At 41.3% G+C, this 18,859-nt stretch carries 11 protein-coding genes; all 11 read left to right on the forward strand.

The features are described from left to right. The first annotated feature begins 5 nt into the window (after nucleotides 1-5). The 11 genes from ACRD6K_RS10255 to ACRD6K_RS10305 all read left to right on the forward strand — a co-directional run bounded on the left by ACRD6K_RS10255 (nucleotide 6) and on the right by ACRD6K_RS10305 (nucleotide 18,673). Nucleotides 6-1,511, forward strand: coding sequence for a glycoside 3-dehydrogenase (locus ACRD6K_RS10255; protein ID WP_430973186.1), 1,506 nt, complete (start codon nucleotides 6-8; stop codon nucleotides 1,509-1,511). Between the two features lie 143 nt (nucleotides 1,512-1,654). After that, entirely contained in the window at nucleotides 1,655-2,464 is an 810-nt protein-coding gene (locus ACRD6K_RS10260) for a sugar phosphate isomerase/epimerase family protein (protein ID WP_430973187.1), read from the forward strand. After that, complete coding sequence (locus ACRD6K_RS10265) at nucleotides 2,451-3,302, forward strand: endonuclease/exonuclease/phosphatase family protein (RefSeq protein WP_430973188.1); 852 nt, start codon at nucleotides 2,451-2,453, stop codon at nucleotides 3,300-3,302. The genes ACRD6K_RS10260 and ACRD6K_RS10265 overlap by 14 nt, the downstream gene beginning before the upstream one ends. A gap of 45 nt (nucleotides 3,303-3,347) precedes the next feature. After that, complete coding sequence (locus ACRD6K_RS10270) at nucleotides 3,348-4,346, forward strand: metallophosphoesterase family protein (RefSeq protein ID WP_430973189.1); 999 nt, start codon at nucleotides 3,348-3,350, stop codon at nucleotides 4,344-4,346. A gap of 105 nt (nucleotides 4,347-4,451) precedes the next feature. Next, nucleotides 4,452-6,017 carry an ADP-ribosylglycohydrolase family protein gene (locus ACRD6K_RS10275; RefSeq protein WP_430973190.1) on the forward strand — a complete coding sequence of 522 codons (1,566 nt, stop codon included), beginning with the start codon at nucleotides 4,452-4,454 and terminating at the stop codon, nucleotides 6,015-6,017. Between the two features lie 623 nt (nucleotides 6,018-6,640). Next, on the forward strand, nucleotides 6,641-8,851 hold the full coding sequence (locus tag ACRD6K_RS10280) for an alpha-amylase family protein (RefSeq protein ID WP_430973191.1): 2,211 nt from the start codon (nucleotides 6,641-6,643) through the stop codon (nucleotides 8,849-8,851). Nucleotides 8,852-9,268: 417 nt separating this feature from the next. After that, complete coding sequence (locus tag ACRD6K_RS10285; protein ID WP_430973192.1) at nucleotides 9,269-11,398, forward strand: hypothetical protein; 2,130 nt, start codon at nucleotides 9,269-9,271, stop codon at nucleotides 11,396-11,398. A 328-nt stretch (nucleotides 11,399-11,726) separates the two neighbouring features. Then, complete coding sequence (locus ACRD6K_RS10290; protein ID WP_430973193.1) at nucleotides 11,727-12,305, forward strand: RNA polymerase sigma-70 factor; 579 nt, start codon at nucleotides 11,727-11,729, stop codon at nucleotides 12,303-12,305. A 91-nt stretch (nucleotides 12,306-12,396) separates the two neighbouring features. After that, entirely contained in the window at nucleotides 12,397-13,389 is a 993-nt protein-coding gene (locus tag ACRD6K_RS10295) for a FecR family protein (protein WP_430973194.1), read from the forward strand. A gap of 178 nt (nucleotides 13,390-13,567) precedes the next feature. After that, entirely contained in the window at nucleotides 13,568-16,921 is a 3,354-nt protein-coding gene (locus tag ACRD6K_RS10300; protein WP_430973195.1) for a SusC/RagA family TonB-linked outer membrane protein, read from the forward strand. A 42-nt stretch (nucleotides 16,922-16,963) separates the two neighbouring features. Beyond that, on the forward strand, nucleotides 16,964-18,673 hold the full coding sequence (locus tag ACRD6K_RS10305; protein ID WP_430973196.1) for a RagB/SusD family nutrient uptake outer membrane protein: 1,710 nt from the start codon (nucleotides 16,964-16,966) through the stop codon (nucleotides 18,671-18,673). The last annotated feature ends 186 nt before the right edge of the window (nucleotides 18,674-18,859 follow it).

Consider the following 18,859-nt stretch of genomic DNA (forward strand, 5'->3'; position numbering starts at 1 on the left):
TAGAGATGAAGAATATAAGCAGAAGAAAATTTGTAAAAGCAACTGCCTTGGCAGGCGCTGCATTCTCAGTAGTCCCAAGTACCGTTATGGGAAAATCATTTGGACATACTGCGCCGAGTGATAAACTGAATATCGCCGGAGTTGGTGTCGGTGGAATGGGACGTAACAACCTGCGTAACATGAGCGCTGAAAACATTGTAGCTCTGTGTGATGTGGATTGGAAATATGCCGATAAAACATTTAAAGATTATCCGAAGGCAGAACGATTTAATGACTGGCGCGAGATGCTGGATAAAATGGGTAACTCAATTGACGCGGTAATGGTGGCAACGCCAGACCATACCCATGCTGGTGTAACAGCACACGCCATGACTTTAGGCAAGCATGTTTACACACAAAAGCCTTTAACACACTCTGTATATGAATCACGCCTGTTGACCAAACTGGCTGAAAAATATGGTGTTGCCACGCAAATGGGTAACCAGGGGAACTCCGGTGACGACATTCGTCGTGTGTGTGAGTGGATCTGGTCCGGAGCCATTGGCGAAGTGACTGAAGTACATGCCTGGACTGACCGTCCGATCTGGCCACAAGGGTTACAGCGTCCAACTGAGAATGTGAAAGTTCCAAAAACCCTGGATTGGGATCTGTTTTTAGGGCCGGCTGCTTACCGTCCTTATCATCCTTCATACACACCCTGGAACTGGCGTGGCTGGTGGGATTACGGCACAGGTGCCTTAGGCGATATGGCTTGTCACGTACTTGATCCGGTTTTCTGGGCCTTGAATTTAAAATACCCTTCAAAAGTTGAGGCTTCTTCAACTTTGGTAAATACCGAGAGTGCTCCTCATGCCGAAAAGGTAACTTATACGTTCCCTGCCCGCAAAAACATGCATGATGTTGGTATGCCAGAGGTTAAAGTGGTATGGTACGATGGTGGTTTCCTTCCCGAACGTCCGATTGAACTTCCTGATGGTGAAGTTTTAGGTAAAGACAGCGGCGGTGGTTTGCTGTTTGTGGGAACCAAAGGTAAGATCATGACCAGCTATTATGGTATGCAGCCTACCTTGTTGCCTTACGAAAGAATGGAAGATTTTAAAGAGCCAACACCAACGATTGCTCGTATTCCAGGTTCAGAAGCCGGCCCTTGGTCGGGAGCGCACGAGCGTGACTGGATCCGTGCCTGTAAAGAATCGAAAGGCAGCCGGAAAGAGGCAAGTGCCAACTTCGCTTACTCCGGACCATTCAACGAAATGGTTGTGATGGGAGTGCTGGCCGTACGTCTGCAGTCGCTGAACCGGACCCTTCACTGGGATGGTGAAAATATGCGTTTTACGAATATTTCTGATTCAGATAAGATTAAAGTGGTAACCGTTGATAAATTTGAAGTGGTGGATGGCGATCCTCGTTTCGATCGTCAGTTTGCTGATTTCAATGCGAAAGCGATTTCAGAAGAGTGGATTAACCACACCTACCGCGAAGGCTGGGCTTTGCCACCAATGCCTAAATAGGCTAAAAGCAAAATACTTTAACAGGAGAAACCGGTGCAAGCTGGTTTCTCCTGTTAGAACACAAAACCAACAACAAACACTAAAATTGAAGGATAATGAGACAAACGATGAAGACTTGTGGTCTTTTTTTAATTGCATTAGTAATGGCATTTCCAGTAGTAGCTCAACCAAGTAAAAAATTAAAGAAAGCCGGATGGGAACTAGGCGTTCAGAGCTATACTTTTCACCGTTTTACTTTTCAGGAAGCAGTAGATAAAGCACAGGAACTGGGCTTGAACTACATGGAAGTCTACTACGGTCAGCCATTGGGAAAAGACATTGAAGGAACCATGGATTTCAAAATGGATAAAGCCACTCAAAAAGAGGTGTTGAAATATGCTAAATCCAAAGGCGTAAAAATTAAGGGCAGTGGTGTGGTTATTTGTAAAGATGAAGCAGAATGGGAACAACTGTTCCAGTTTGCGGATGCCATGGGCATTGAAATTATCACCTGCGAGCCCGAATACAAACACCTGAAGTTTGTTGATCAGCTGGCCAACAAGTACAAAATTGATGTGGCCATCCACAATCACCCCAAACCATCCAATTACTGGTCGCCAGAGTTGTTTTTGAAAGCTGTTGATGGATTGAGCGATCGCATTGGTGCATGTGCTGATGTTGGTCACTGGAAACGGATGGGCCTTGATCCGGTTGAAGGGTTGAAACAATATGGAAGCCGTTTGAAATCGCTTCACTTTAAAGATATCAAAGAAAAAGTGGAAGGCGAAGCCGAACAGCATGATGTAATTTGGGGAACAGGAATCCTGCCTTTGAAAGACATGTTGGAAGTTTTGAAAGAGGAAAAATTTGAAGGATTATTCTCCATTGAATACGAATACAACTGGGACAACTCAGTGCCTGATATCAAAAAGAACATCGCTTACTTCAATCAGGTAGTTGATGAACTATTCTAGAAACGTGTTAAGTTTTGGGTGGATGAAGTCCTTGCTGCTTGGTTTGGCTTTATGTTTCGGCCTGCTTGCACGAGCTGCTGAGCCCCAAAATCTTCAAAATACCAAACAGGAGACAATCCGGGTATTGAGCTACAATATCCGGATTGCTCATCCTCCTTCGGGAGGTTGGGAGCTGATCGACTTGCCGGCTATCGGAGAAGCAATTAACCGCATTAAACCTGATTTGGTGGCTTTGCAGGAAGTGGATGCATTTACCGAACGTTCAGGAAAAACAGTTCATCAGGCTAAAGAGTTGGCCCAAATAACGGGCATGAACTATTTCTTTGCCAAGGCCGTTGACCGCTCGGGTGGCGATTATGGTGTGGCCGTTCTTTCCCGCTTCCCAATTGTTGAGGCTCAGGCTTATCGCTTGCCTGTTCGTGATAGCATCAAATCTGAAATCAGAGCATTCGCCTTGGTCAACGTGCAGTTGCCTGATGGCAGCCTGCTGGCTTTTGGTTCAGCTCATCTCGATCATCTGTCGGATGAAGACCGTTTGCTACAGGTAAAAACCATGATCAATGTGATCGATGCTTATCAACAATTTCCGTTGGTTATTGGAGCGGATCTTAATATGAAACCGGACAATTCGGTCATGAGTGATTTGAAAGAAGCGCTTGTTCCAGCTTGTGTCAATTGTCCGTTAACCTTCCCTGCTGATAATCCGGATCGTACGCTGGACTACATCTTATTGAATAACCAGGCAAATGATCAATTTGAAGTCTCGGACTATCAGACTGTGAATGAAACTTATGCTTCGGATCACCTACCCCTCGAAGCAATTTTGAAAAAGAACTAGCCTGCCCTTTTTTACTTTTTAAAATTCTAACAAACAACTATGAAAATGTCGAACATAAACTACTTTGATTGGAAAGGAAGAACCTTAATTGCTGTTCTTCTTTTTGTGCTAATTAGCTTAAACGCCTCGGCCGGATCTGGCTTGAAGTTTAAGGATCAGAAATTCAAAATCATTCAGTTTACCGATCTGCATTATGTGCATTCAGATAAGCACAAGGCACAGAATGACAGCACTATCGAGCTGATGAGGCTTTTAATTGAAGAAGAAAAGCCTGATTTGGTTGTCTTCACTGGCGATGTGGTGGTTTCTTCTCCGGCTTTAGAAGGCTGGGACCGGGTTACGCAGCCAATGACTGAGCTACAGGTGCCATTTGCCGTTAATTTTGGGAACCATGATACTGAAACAGATGTGACCACCAGCGAGATTTTGGAACATTTGAGCAAAAATCCGATGAGTGTGACTGTGAACCAGAAGAAAGGGATTTCCGGGCAGGGAAATTGCTCGTTGCCAATTCAGTCTTCTGACGGGAAGCAGGATGAAATGGTGGTGTATTTGTTTGACTCAAAGGCCTATTCCGATCATGAAAAAGTAAGTGGCTATGGCTGGGTTAAACACGACCAGATTGACTGGTATCGGGAAACAAGCCAGGCGTATGCTAAAAAGAATAAACGTGTCGTTCCGGCTTTGGCTTTTTTCCATATTCCGCTGCCTGAGTACGCCATTGTGCGCGAACAGGAAGCCACCTTGGGAAACAATACGGAGAGAGTTCATGCGCCGACGATGAATACCGGTTTGTTATCAGCTTTTGTTGAAATGAGTGATGTTAAAGGCGTTTTTGTAGGGCATGATCATAATAATGATTTTATAGGTAGTATATTTGGAGTTGCTTTGGCCTACGGACGTAAAACAGGCTATGTCCCTGCTTATACGGAAATCCTGGATCGTGGTGCCAGAGTGATTGAGCTGACTGAAGGAGCAGATTTTTTTGAAACATATATTCGGACACGTTCTGATAAATTGTTAGAGTACACTTTTCCTTATTAATCGGCTTTTTTGCTAAAAGCATAAGGACACAGACGGTTATAAGGAGGCACATTGTTTATGAAGAGGAGAGAGTAAATGAATAATTTACTTTAAAATGAAAAAGAAATGAAAATGTTACGAATGGGTATTGCTGGCTTGTTGCTGGCAGTTATCGGCTGTAGCTCGCCCACTGCAGAGTCTCCTTCCGGAGGCAACAAAAGTTCAACGTTTAAACTGAGTAAAGCTGAACTTCAGGATAAAATTAAAGGGGGTTGGGCAGGCCAGGTTATCGGATGTTCGTATGGTGGGCCAACCGAGTTTAAATGGCTGGGCTCCATGATTAATGATCAGGTCCCAATTGCCTGGGACGAACACCAAATGACCATGTGGTACGATCAGTTTCCGGGCTTGTATGACGATGTGTACATGGATTTGACCTTTGTGTCGGTATTTGAAGAACATGGCATTGATGCCTCTGACTCTTTGCATGCAATGGCTTTTGCAACGGCAGACTACATGCTTTGGCATGCCAATCAAGCTGCTCGTTATAATATTCTTCAAGGAATTATGCCTCCTGCTTCAGGTCACTACCTGAATAATCCACATGCCGATGATATTGATTTTCAGATTGAATCTGATTTTGCGGGGCTGATGTCTCCCGGAATGATCAATGCTTCTTCTGAATTGTGCGACCGCATTGGCCACATCATGAACTATGGAGATGGTTGGTACGGCGGTGTTTTTGTCGCTGGCATGTATACGCAGGCTTTCATTTCCGACGACATTAAATTTATTGTTAGCGAAGCCTTAAAAGCGCTGCCCCAGGAAAGTCGGTTTTACCAGTTAATTTCTGATGTCATTCGGTGGCACAAAGAATACCCGGATGACTGGAAAAGAAACTGGTTTGAAATTCAGCGCAAATGGTCCTTCGAGAAAGGCTGCCCGGATGGCGTGTTCAAAGCGTTTAATATTGATGCAAGCCTTAATGCTGCTTACATTGTATTGGGCTTGCTTTATGGAGATGGCGATTATGGAAAAACCGTCGACATCAGTACTCGTGCCGGACAGGATTCGGATTGTAATCCATCGAATGCTGCTGGAATTTTAGGAGCCATGATCGGATTCAGCAATATTCCGGACTATTGGAAACAAGGATTGGACCGCGTGGAAGACCGGAATTTCAGTTATACTGATTTGGCACTTACCGATGTTTATCAGCTAGGTTATAAACATGCTTTGCAAATGATTGAACGCGGAGGTGGAGAAGTTACCAATGATTCTGTTGTTATTGCTTACCAAGCCGTTCAGCCAGTACGCCTGGAACAGTCTTTTGATGGTTTATATCCACGCGAACGTGTTGAGCACCAGTGGCCACTTGCTGAGAAACAAATCACACATGCTGAAAAAAGTTACCGGATTGATTTTAAAGGTGCCGGCATTGTTTTGACTGGTTATGCACAAAGAACCAATGGTGCCTTGCCCGAAGAGGATTTGAAATTAAATGTTTTGCTGAATGGCGAACAAATTGATGTACTTACCCTGCCTACAGAAGTGGCCTCTCGAAAAACAGATGTTTACTGGAATTACGAACTTCCGGAAGGCGATCTTCAATTGGAGCTGGTTGCTGCCGATCTTCCAGAAGGATACCGGGTTGCAATTACGTCAGCTCTTATATACAATCAAGAAGAGTAAGGACAAGAGAGTCGTTTTAAGAAGGAGACCGACTTTAAAGATATTTGGCTTGAAACCGTTGGGATTATTTCCAACGGTTTTTTCACACATAAGCAGAAGCGATACTTTTATGCTTGAATTCCCAAATTTTTCGACTTTTTAATTGAAGTCAAACGATTGCATTGAATTGTGTGGATGTTAAAGGTGTTTCTATCTCTAATTATTACAGGAGACTCTTTTTATTGATAGATTTAGTATGTAGTAAATTCTTTTTTCAATGATGTTTTGATTACTTTGTTGGAGATGGAAAAGGGGATGATTAAGCTGCATTGATTACTCGGTTATTTTAAGACAAACGGTTGTGTAGAATTTAGGGATTTGTTTATTTCTGAGACCTCTCATCATATGTTGGTTGTCTGTTACTAGCTTGCTGAAAGGGGCTGTTGTTTTGAAGGGTAAACACGTTGAAGTTATGGTAAGGCTAGTTTTGATTGTGCTGTAGCTAACTTCAAATTATGAAGATAAAATAATATCGATGGGTTTGAGTTGATTTTTAATGTTTTTGCAAGGAGGAAGGAAGTCTCCAGGTATTTGATTTTAAGCAGAACGACCTGCCTTCTTGTCGCGATTAATAGGTTATTGTAATGAATAAAATTGGTCTATTAGTAGTGGTTTTGTTGTTTTTAGTACCCCAAAGTCATGCTGTTGGAAAATGTGGAAAAGATTTTATTGTTATTGAGAATGTTGAGATGTCTTTGGTTTTAAGTACCGATGGCAAGGCGATTAGTTTGAAGCATAAACCAACTGGGCAGGAATGCCTTGAAAAGGGAACAAACTACCCGGTATTTGCACTTACCGAATTCCGGCCTTATGACAATGAGCTTTTTTTGACCTATCCGGCAAAACCACGAACTTTTGCTGCTGATACGTTATGGCGGGAGGGAAATAGTTTGAAAGTAGGTTTCGAAGAAATTGCCTACACCGCTACCATTTCGCTCAATATTACGAATGATTATATCGGGTTCAAGCTTACCGCGTTGGATTATGAAATTGAGAAGTTTGGAATAAAGCGAAGAACCGAGATTGATGAATTTACTTTATTGCAATTGCCCGTAAAGAAGCGGCGTTATTTTGGGGAATGGTTGAATGTTGAATGGGATGATAAGGTTGCTGTGAATGTTTTGGCAACAGATGAATTCGCGCGTATTGATGCTTTTGATAAGGGAAGCTGCCGATTGCTTTATGCCGGCATGGATAACCGGGTGAAATTGATGAATGTTGGGGCAGCATTAATAACCACGACGAAAGAGAAACTACTTGACCGAATAGAGCAGTTGGAACGAGATTATCAGCTTCCTTTGGGAGTTGAAAGCCGCAGACAAGAAGCCTATAAGTACTCTTACTATGAGCTGCGAAATGTGACAACGGAGAATATTGACAAGCATATTGCTTTTGCCAGGAAAGGTGGGTTTAAAATGATGGTCATCTACTATGTTGACTTCGCCAAATCAATGGGGCATTTCAATTGGCGGACAAATTACCCGAATGGGATGAAGGATTTGCAGACGATTACCCAAAAAATCAAAGATGCCGGAATGATTCCTGGTTTCCACATTCATTACAATAAGGCAGCAAAAAATGATACTTATGTTAGTCCGGTTCCTGATGCACGGCTTAATTTAAGAAGGATATTTACCTTGGCTGATTCAATTGGAGTGGAGGCTTCAACAATTCAGGTGGAAGAAAACCCTGAAGGTTGCACCATGGAAAATGGGAGAAGACTTTTAAAAATAGGGAATGAATTAGTTAGCTATTCGGGCTATACGACCCAGCCACCTTATCAGTTTACAGGATGCCGGCGAGGAGAGTTAGGGACCACTGTAAAAGCTGTTGAAAAAGGCTTTAAGTTTGGCTTGCTTGACGTTGATACCTGGCCTTTGTTTATACGCTTCGATCAGAAGACCAATATCCAAAATGAAGTTGGAGAACGAATTGGCAGGATTTGTCAAGAGGCAGGTTTTGAGTTTATTTATTTTGATGGGGCTGAAGATGTTCATCCTCCTTATTGGTACAATGTTCCAAAGGCACAACTGGAAGTTTACAACAATTTGAATCCGGATCCTGTTTGCTCTGAGGGAGCAACCAAATCACATTTCAGCTGGCACATGATTACCCGGGGAAATGCTTTTGATTTATTCCAGCCAGAATACATTCGGGAAGCTACACAGAAGTATCCGATGTATGCCGCGGAATATACCGCTCAGGACTTTACTTCAATCAATTTTGGGTGGAACGATTACCTGGCTCCGGATAGCTCTTCCACTGGTATGCAACCCGATATGTATGAATACATTTGCAGTAGAGCTGCTGCCTGGGATTGCCCGATTGCCTTGATGGGAAAATTGCAGGAACTGGAAAAACACCCCCGAACAGCTGATAATTTGGCGGTTGTCAGAAATTGGGAAGAAGTACGCATCAATGATTTACTTACGAAGGAGCAAAAAGAGGAACTAAAAAATCCGGATCAGGAGCATATTTTGTTAAAAAATGAAGACGAAAAGTTTGAGTTAATCCCATACCAACAATTGGATGGGATGTCAGAGGATCTTCGTGCCTTTTGGTTTCGGCGTGATGGAAAAACGTGGGTGGTTTACTGGCATGTTCGTGGAGAAGCTCGTCTTCATCTTCCCATAGCAGCAGGAAAAATACAGTTGTTGAAACAGCCGGGTGTTGAGATGAATTTGAACCAGGAAGGTGAAGGGGCGATTGTTCCTGTCGGTGACCGAAGATTTCTTATCCTTGATGTGCCTCCCCGCAAAGTAAAGGACTTATGGATGCAAGCAACCTTGCCGTAGCATTGGGCATATATCTATTCTCTGTTCAAAAGGGTAGCCTGGTAGGTTGAATTTGGCTGTTTATCGTAATAATTTAAAGCATATTTTTATCTTTGAAAAAGGAAGTTTTTTTAGTGTAAAAGATCAAAATATACGGAGAAGGAAGAAAAAATGGTGAGTACGTTGTTCCCTTCATGAACGAAAATAATCAATAACTAATCCATTTAATTTAAGGGCAATTGGACGATAACTACGATGTTATAGGTAGTTTGGGAAAAGCATGCCTGGATGATTCCATACCTGTCGCACTTTTATGCTGGGGAAAAGAGCCATCGAAAGTGATGTTTATCCAGTTGTTTTGAAAAAACATAGTATTGAAAAGATAAAATAACCTAAATCAACAAACCAATTAAAAGAAGAACAAATCGAACGAAAAGTATGATTGTGGTGGTGTTGGCTTTACTGCTGATGTCTTGCGGCGGAGTCAAACATGTAGTCCATGTTAGTGGTACTGCGAACAATGACTTGATTAACATTCTGAAAACACATAAAAATATCCAGCTAACTTTTCATGATTCGCCTGAGCAGGCCATTCAGAAAGCTCAAACCGGTGATGCACTTTTAGTCTTATCTTCACATTATCCAAACAAGCCTGAAGAATTGGGCGACAACTTTTATGACTTGCTAAAGGAGAAAGGAGTCCGGGCCTATTTGGAATTTCCATCATCTCTGCCTGATCGGGCTATCGGAGGGATTGAGCAGTCTAATAAAGAGCGTGTCGTCGTCAATTCAACCTTTTTCAATGGCTATCCTGATAGTTTAGCCATTTTGGGTCTGAACGGGCTTCATTACCTGAATGTGGATCCTAAACGCTCAAAGGTGCATATGGTCGCTGCAAAAGTTGCTGGTTTCGATTTGGCAATTTTTGGCTTACCTGAAAAACAATATCCATTACTTCTGGAAATGAATGACTGGCCGATCTTATTGTCAACTACGAACTTGAGTGGTTTTGTTTCCGGGCGCTATGCCCCATCTAAAGAGTGGGGAGCGGTGTGGCAAAACATACTTGAGTTTGTTATGCCAGGTATTGAATTGGAAGATTTGAGTTGGGAGCCGGTTGTTGGAGCAACTTATGCGAAAGAAGAGCCCATGCCTGCCGATTATGAGAAGGAAAGCTTTTCTCGTGGTGTGGAATGGTACAAAAATGCTCGAATGCTTATCCCTGCATCTTATAAAGATACCTTACGAAAAATGGTCGATTCAGGCATCGAACGATTGGCCTGGAGCGAAGATATTCCTGCGGGAGAAGGATCTAGCGGGGTATTCGAGTGTATCTTTTCTGAGATTGATGAAAATGGCAACCAGCCGATTGGTATTATGGAGCGCGGTGATTGCATTAGCGAAACAGCCATGGCTTTTGCAACTGCAGGTAAAGCTTTAGAAAATGACGAATATTTGCAAATTGCGCGTAACCTGTTGGACTATTATCTTTTAAATTCAATAGCCACAAAGAATGAGTATGCTGATCCTGATCATGGAGCTTATGGATTAATTCCTTGGGGAATTAGCAATTACGTGTGGTACAAGGCTAGCTATGGCGATGATAATGCTCGCTTTTTTCTTGGAGCCTGGACAACTGCAGCACTTACCGGATCGGATCATTGGGATGAAATTCTGATGAAGTCATTATTGGCACTGGCTCGCACAACAGGGCAAAATGGGTTTAGAGGTAGCCGGATTGATTTACCTCACTTTGAGAAGAATGGATGGAGGCATTATTTCGATCAGGAGATTGTCCACTTGGCTCCGCATTTTGAGAGTTATTTGTGGGCTTGCTATTTGTGGGCTTACGATAAAACTGGAGATGATATCTTTCTGAAGCGGGCAAAAAATGGGATTCAGATTATGATGGAACATTATCCTGATGGCTGGACGTGGACCAATGGGTTGGCGCAGGAACGGGCACGAATGATTTTGCCTTTGGCTTGGTTGGTTCGCGTTGAAAACACGGACGCCAACCGAGCGATGTTGTTAACTGTAGTCAATGATTTTCTGGAGTTACAGGATGAGTGTGGAGCAATTCAGGAAGAATTGGGGGCTATTGAAATGGGAAATTATCCGCCGCCTCAATCCAATGAAGCTTATGGAACCAATGAAGCCTCGCTGATTGCTCAAAATGGTGATCCGGTGAGTGATTTGCTGTATACAACCAACTTTGCATTTTTAGGTTTGCATGAAGCGTGTTATGCGACCGACGATGCTGAGGTTAAAAAGGCCACCGACAAGCTTGCTGAATTTTTGTGCCGTATTCAGGTAAAATCGAATAACCTTCCGGAGTTGGATGGTGGCTGGATGCGTGCTTTTGACTACCAGCGTTTTGAGCAATGTGGCTCAAATGCTGACCTTGGCTGGGGAGCCTGGGCCATTGAAACGGGCTGGACACAAGGCTGGATTACTGCTATTCTGGCGCTACGGGATATGGATGTATCCATTTGGGATTTGACTAAGAATTCTGAAATTGCCAGGCATCATGCCAAACTGAAAAAAGAGATGATACCTGTAGAATAGGGATTTAGGTCCAGATCATGATTGAAGGTTAGCAAGAATAGGGTTGCTAACCAGTTTGAGAGAGACTTTACTTGTTGAAATGTGCTTGCCACGTTTCCAGGTAAAGTCTTTCTTTTGAAATTCGCGGTAAAAAAGTTTTTTATGCTTATTAGATGCGGATGCCATTGAAGAGACTTTTCTAAGTTGGACAAAGTGAATAAGGTATGATTGTATCGCGGATTATTTTTAGGGTTGGATTGTATTTTAGTCAAGCAGAGTGTTTGAATATACTTGACAACTACTTGTTTCGCAGCGCGTTTTTTTTATCTTTGATTACTCATCTATCGCTATGCACGAGCAACTATTTTCTTTATCGAAGGAGCAAAAAAGCAGCTTCCGGGAGGTTTACGATAAATATTATCAACCTCTTTGCCATTTAAGTAAATACTATCTGGGAGATACGGCGGAAGCTAAAGGAGTTGTTCAAGAGGCATTTGTAAAGTTGTGGGAAGTCCGAAAGGAAATCGATCAGGATTCAAATCTAAAAAACTTCTTATTCACCTTAGTTAAAAATAACAGCTTAAATATTCTCAAGCGACGTCAGATTTTATTAAAGCATCATGAGCAAATAAAATGGATGGAAATTCATTATCAGTATGAAAGTTTGATGAAGGTATCGGGGAGTTACCTGGAATTTGAGGAGTTAAAAGAAAATATTGATCGTGCCATCGAAAACCTACCGGAACATTGTCGTGCAGTTTTTAAAATGAGTCGCTTCGAAGATTTAAAGAATAAAGAAATTGCGGCGAAGCTTGGCGTAACTTTGAAAACCGTTGAAGCCCACTTAACCAAAGCGTTAAGAATTCTACGCAAGGAATTGAAAGACTACCTCCCTCTGATCATGATATTGACCAATTTCCTGGATTAACAACTTTCTTCATTTATATTTTTTCAGAAATTATTCATTTTTTCATTAGGGTAACAGTATTCTTGTTTGTTCATTCATAAAGAAGCATGAAATGAGCGAAGATTTATTACTACATATACTTACAGGTGAGGCATCAGACGAAGAGAAGGAAGTTTTCTACAAGCAGTTGTCGCAAGATAAGAAGCAGGAAGAACTTTTCATGGAATTAAAAAGCTTATGGTTAAGAACTTCAATTAAGAATACGAAAATTGATGAGGGCGCTGAATTCAATGAGATTTGGCGGAAGGTGAAAAAAGGAAGAAAAAAGGTTCTTAACACGACTCTCAAAGTTGCTTTCAGGTATGCTGCCATTTTAATTGTGGTGATTGGGCTTAGTGGGGCAGTTGGTTATTTCATTTCACAAGGAAATCTTGAGAATAAGTATTCTCAAACACAGCGATTTATGGCAACGAAAGGGAGTGTCAGTGTCATTGAATTAGCTGATGGAACCAAAATCTGGTTGAATTCTGACTCAAAATTAAGCTTTCGGGAGAACCATAAAAAGAAGGAACGCCAAGCAACACTGATTGGAGAAGCTTACTTCCAGATTGCCCATCGTGAAGATTTTCCATTTATTGTAAAAACTGGTAAGCTCATCGTACGCGACTTGGGAACAACCTTCAATATAAAAGCTTACCCGGAGGATAATTTTATTGAAACATCGCTTGTTGAGGGTGAAGCTGATATTTTATCGAATGAAGGAAGTCGGATTTTGAGTTTGACTCCGGGAGAAAGTGCATTGTATCTGAAAGAGGAAAACCGGATGGAGTTAAGATCGCTCTCCTCTCATGTTTTATCAGCATGGCGCGACGGCAAATTTGTAATCAGAGATGAGCGTTTGGAAGATATTTTTAATGAACTAAGCCGGTGGTATGGGGTCGAATTCAAGTTTGAGAATGAAGCCTTGCGCGATTATCGTTTTACTGGAAATATTAAAAAGACCACGACAGCTCAACATGTACTGAAAGTACTAAAAGCAGCAACTGATTTTGATTATAAGATTATTGAGAATGTTGAAAAGGCAGATGTGATCATCCTATACTAAACCCAAATAAAGGAGATAAGTACAGCAACTATTTTAATATGCCTATGGAATAAACCAATTAACCTGAACTAGAAATACCGAGATGCGCAAACATCTCGGTATGATTTTGAATTTTTTGGGCTATGGTAATTTTAGCGGGTCACCATAACCTGTTTATTAACAAAAATCAAACAAAACTATGAAGAAAAAACGGTTTTTCCGAGCCTGTGAAAGGCTTGGAATAGTAAAATTATTAGTGATTATGAAACTGACAACCTTGCTCTTGTTTCTCTCCGTAATGAGTATGGCAGCCACAAGCTACTCTCAAAATGTTCGATTTGACTTAAATGTTAGTAATGCTTCAATTATTGAGGTATTGGAAGAGATAGAGCGCTTAACAGAATATGGCTTTCTGTTTAAAGCAGATGAACTTAACTTGGAAGAGAGGTACTCTTTGGTGATTGAAGGAACCAGAATAGAGAACGTAATGGACGAGATTCTGGATAAGGATTTGTATTCCTACAAAATAATGGATCGGATCATTGTAATCTCGCGAAATGGGCAAAAAAGTTTTCGCCAAGTAAAACAAGATGCAACAAGTGTTTCCGGACAAGTGACAGATATGGAAGGCCTTCCTTTGCCCGGTGTCGCTGTATTAGTAAAAGGAACTTCTAAAGGAACAGTAACTGATACAGATGGTGGTTTTAGGCTTATGGATATCCCTCAAAATACCGTATTGCAATTCTCTTTTATTGGGATGAAAACTGTTGAATTCACCGTTATTGATCGGCGCCAAATTTCAATTAAAATGACAGATGAGGCTATTGGTCTAGACGAAGTTGTTGCAATTGGATATGGAACCATGAAAAAAAGTGATTTGACCGGCTCTGTCAAACGAATATCAATGGATGATAAAGAGAATCAGGCGAGCATGAATCTATTGGAAACGCTTTCTGGTAGTTCTGCTGGTGTTAATATTGAAGCGCGGGGTGGAGCTGGGGGACAGCCGGCCTTTTCAATTCGCGGACAAACATCTTTGTCCGCGAGTTCAAGTCCTTTGATTGTTGTAGATGGTATCATTTACAATGGATCAATGGCATCTATTAACATTAGCGATGTAGAATCAATTGACGTTTTAAAGGATGCGAGTGCTGCAGCTGTTTATGGATCAAGATCTGCTAATGGGGTAATTCTTATCACAACCAAAAAAGGAAAAACAGATAAACCCGTACTCTCCTTCAGTATGTATTACGGGTATCAGGATATGACAAATAATCCCATGAAAGTGATGGATGGGGAACAGTATGCCATTCGGTTGGTTGATTATTATTATCAACAGGAACTGTATAGTTGGTATCGAACTAATCCGACAAGTAGTTCAGGGAAGCCAGTAAGGCCAGATGTAATGAGTCGTGAGGTTGTCGCTCAGCGACTGCGCACCCAGGAAGAAAGAGATAATTACATGGCAGGAAATTCAATCAATTGGGTGGATGAAGTTCTACAAATTGCTCCTATTCAGAATTACAACCTAAGCTTGTCTGGAAGAGCTACTGATAAAGTCAATTACTACTTATCAGCATCAATGGCAGAAGAAGAAGGAATTCAGTTGAATGATAAATTTAGCCGATTTACCTTTCATAATAATTTGGAGAGCGAAGTGACTGATTGGTTGACATTGAATCTTGTTACTTCTTATTCTTATTTAGATTATTCAAGAGTCCCGGCAAGTCTGGCTGATGCTCGTGTCGCGAGCCCGTTGGCTAACAACTATATTGGAAAGCCTACTTTTGATATGTATTTGACACAAGAGCAGTATATGCCATATCCGCTTCAATATTTAGAAATTGATAATGAAGATGTGCGCAATGAATTAAATCTGACAGTTCGGGCCAAAATATCCATTCCATGGGTGAAAGGGTTGACTAACGAATTAAATTATTCACATCGTTACAACAATCGGAATAATAATACTTTTTATCCGGCAACGACGACAGGTGGTGCCACCAACAAAGGAAGGGCAGTTAAAGAACCAACTGAAGGAAGAGACTGGATTGTAAATAATATTATCACTTACCAAAGAGATTTCAATGATCATCGGATAAATTCAACTTTCCTGGTTAGTCGGGAAAACCGAAAGGGAAGTGCTTCGAGCCTTGAGTCAAGTCAGTTTGAGAATGAACTTTTAGGTTATAATAATATGGGGCTCGGAACAATTTATGATGTAGGCTCCTCGGCTTGGGAAGAAAGCAGTATCTCTTATATGGCGCGCTTAAATTACAGCTATAAATCTCGGTACATGATCACTGGAACTATACGAAAAGACGGGTTTTCCGGATTTGGGGCCGATAATAAGTGGGCAACGTTTCCTTCGGTTTCTCTGGCTTGGGTTATGTCAGAAGAACCTTTTTGGAAGGAACGTTTTGATCAAACCTATTTGAAATTGAGAACTTCATATGGTGTGAATGGAAACCAAGGAATTGGACGGTATGCAAGTTTAGCAAGAATGGGAACAAATTACTACATCTATGGAGCTGAAACAGCTGTCGCAATGTATCCTACCACTTTGAGCAATCAAGATCTTCGTTGGGAAAAAACCAACTCGTTGAACCTTGGTGTTGATTGGGGTATTTTAGATCAGAAAATAACAGGTTCAGTTGATGTTTACAAGGCAGTTACGAATGATGTTTTGGTTACGAGAGGTTTGCCTCGGAGTTCTGGCTTTAATAGCGTTTGGGCCAATATTGGGGGAATTGAAAATAAAGGAATTGAGATTGAGTTACGTTCTTTAAACCTAGATCGGGACCTTCGTTGGGAGACGAATTTCACATTCTCTTTGAATCGAGATAAGATTACGAAACTATATGGCGATGAGGAGGATATGGATATTGGGAACTCTTGGTTTGTAGGAGAGTCTATTGGCGCAATTTATGATTATGAGATGGCTGGAGGCGTGTGGACTGAAGAGGAACTCTATCGAGGAGAGATTTTGGATGGTTGGTATCCTGGGCAGTTCCGTTATGTCGATCAGAATGATGATAATGCCATTGACCCATCCAATGACAGAAAAATCATAGGTTATAAATCTCCAAGCTACCGTTTTAGTATTAGTAACAGCTTTGTGTATAAAAACTTTTCTTTTTCTTTTTTAATTAATTCGATACAAGGAGGAGATAAGTATTATTTAGAAGATAATGCAAGTGCTACAAATGTTGATTGGGTTGCTGATGATGTGCTTCGAAAAAATCAAACAGCTGTACGCCCATATTGGACTCCTGATAATGGGGTAAATAATGCAACCGGAATATATAATAGCCCTGCTCAACAGAGTGGTATCTATCAAAGTCGGAGTTTTGTCCGATTACAGGATGTCTCTCTAGCTTACTCTTTTAGTAAAGAGACTTTAGGACGTTTAGGTATGAAGAATTGTCAGGTCTATATTTCCAGTAAGAATCCTTATACCTGGACGAAGTGGGAAGGTTGGGATCCAGAAAGTGGGATCAGTAATTTCCCCGTGATGCGTAATATTACGGTAGGAGTCCGGTTCAGTTTATGATTTTTGATTGAAATCAATGATTAAACCTAAAAAATGATTGAAATGAAAAAATATACAATTGAAATGAAAAAAATAGGCGGATGGTTTATGGCTATTCTGTTTCTCTTTTCTTCTTGTAACGAAGACGTTCTTGAGGAAAATCCGCTAAGCTTTTTGACTCCTGAAAACTCGTATTTAACAGAGGATGGAATTCGACAGGGAATCTCTGGGCTACATACTGAAGTGCGCGAGGCTTTTTATGCCATGACTCGATTTACAACTATGCTTACTTATCGTGGGCTGGGAGCTGATCTAGGGTATTTTGGTGAAGACCCGGGAACAAACCGTTATTTAGTCGATTATGTCACTTATTTGACCCCTTCATCAAAGGAGGTAGAAGACTATTGGAACACTGGTTTCCGAATAATTGCTCGGGCAAATTTACTTATTGAGAGTATTGAAAAAGCTGAAGAGGAGGTGTTTTCGAGTGAACCACGGAACGTTTACTTGGCAGAAGCTCGATTTTTTCGAGCTTGGGCATATCGCTCGTTAGTCTCAACTTATGGAGATATTCCGCTTCTAGAAGAGCCTGTAAAATCAGCTAGGGCTGATTTTGTAAGGGATCCAGTGGCTAAAATTCATAAGCTAATGGAAGACGATTTCAAATTTGGAACCGAGCATTTGCCAACCCCTGGAAGCGAAGCTGCTCCAGGACGAATAACTCAAGGAGTTGCGTGGCACTATTTAGCCGAAACTTACCTGGAACAAAGAAACCCACAATTGGCAGTAGAAGCAGCTACTCATGCTATTGATGATTATGACTATGATCTAATGACTGAGCGTTTTGGAACAAGGCTTGATAATGATGTATTTGGAGCTGGCGATCCCTTCTATGATCTTTATGGCTTTGGAAATCACAACTTGGCAGAAAATAAAGAGGCGATGTGGGTTATTCAGGTTGAACCGTTTTTGACAGGAGGTTCAAGGAATGGCAGTGGTTATATTTTTGGCCCTTCATATTTCAGGATGGGGAATACTCCAGATGGATATCCTGCCTTCTTAGGAATTATGTACGAAGGCAAATACACAGGCTACAATGATACACTAAGTAGGCCTGTAGCTACGATGCGAGGAACCAATTATTCTTATTATGATATTTGGGCAAGCGATTGGGATAATGATTTGAGAAATGCGGAGCATAACATCAAAAGGAATTTCTACTTTGATAATCCGGCTTCTTCGTTCGATAAGCAAAAAATAGATTTTAGCTTATATGAAGATGGTGCAAGGGATGCTCTGAGAGATACAAATCAATACATATTTCCATGGCACAGTAAGTTTGGTGATGCTTGTAATTACTTTGAACAACCACATCGAGCAGGGGGGGGGATAACCCATAAAGATGCATATGCTTTGCGATTTGCAGAGACACTTCTTGTGCGAGCCGAGGCTTATCTAGGGATTGACCGTGCAGATCTTGCGGCAGATGATATCAATAAAATTAGAAGTAGATCTAATGCTTCCGCAGTTTCAGCAGAAAGTGTAACCTACGATTATATCTTGGATGAATATGCAAGAGAGCTTTGGTGTGAGCACTGGCGTCATATCATTTTAAGAAGAATGGGGAAGTTAGTGGAAAGAACAAGAAAATATAATAGTAATCCCATTTTCCCAGGGGCCAGAATCCAAGATCATAATAAGTTGTGGCCAATTCCGCAAAGTCAGATTGACTTGAATGTTGATGCAGAATTTCCTCAAAATCCTGGCTATTAGAATAAATAGAATATCCAGGCTGGAATATTAAGTGGAGCTTATCCTCTTAATGTTCCAGCTTGAAAGCCGATGTATTAACATATACTTTGAAAGAAGAACTAGTTGTTGAAGAGGCTCAAAAGTTTTATTTAAGAAGAACGACAGGTAGAATGCAAGGAGAGGATATGAGTTATTCTCAGTCCAAGC

Source organism: Sunxiuqinia rutila, from assembly GCF_050589705.1.
Classification (GTDB): domain Bacteria; phylum Bacteroidota; class Bacteroidia; order Bacteroidales; family Prolixibacteraceae; genus Sunxiuqinia; species Sunxiuqinia rutila.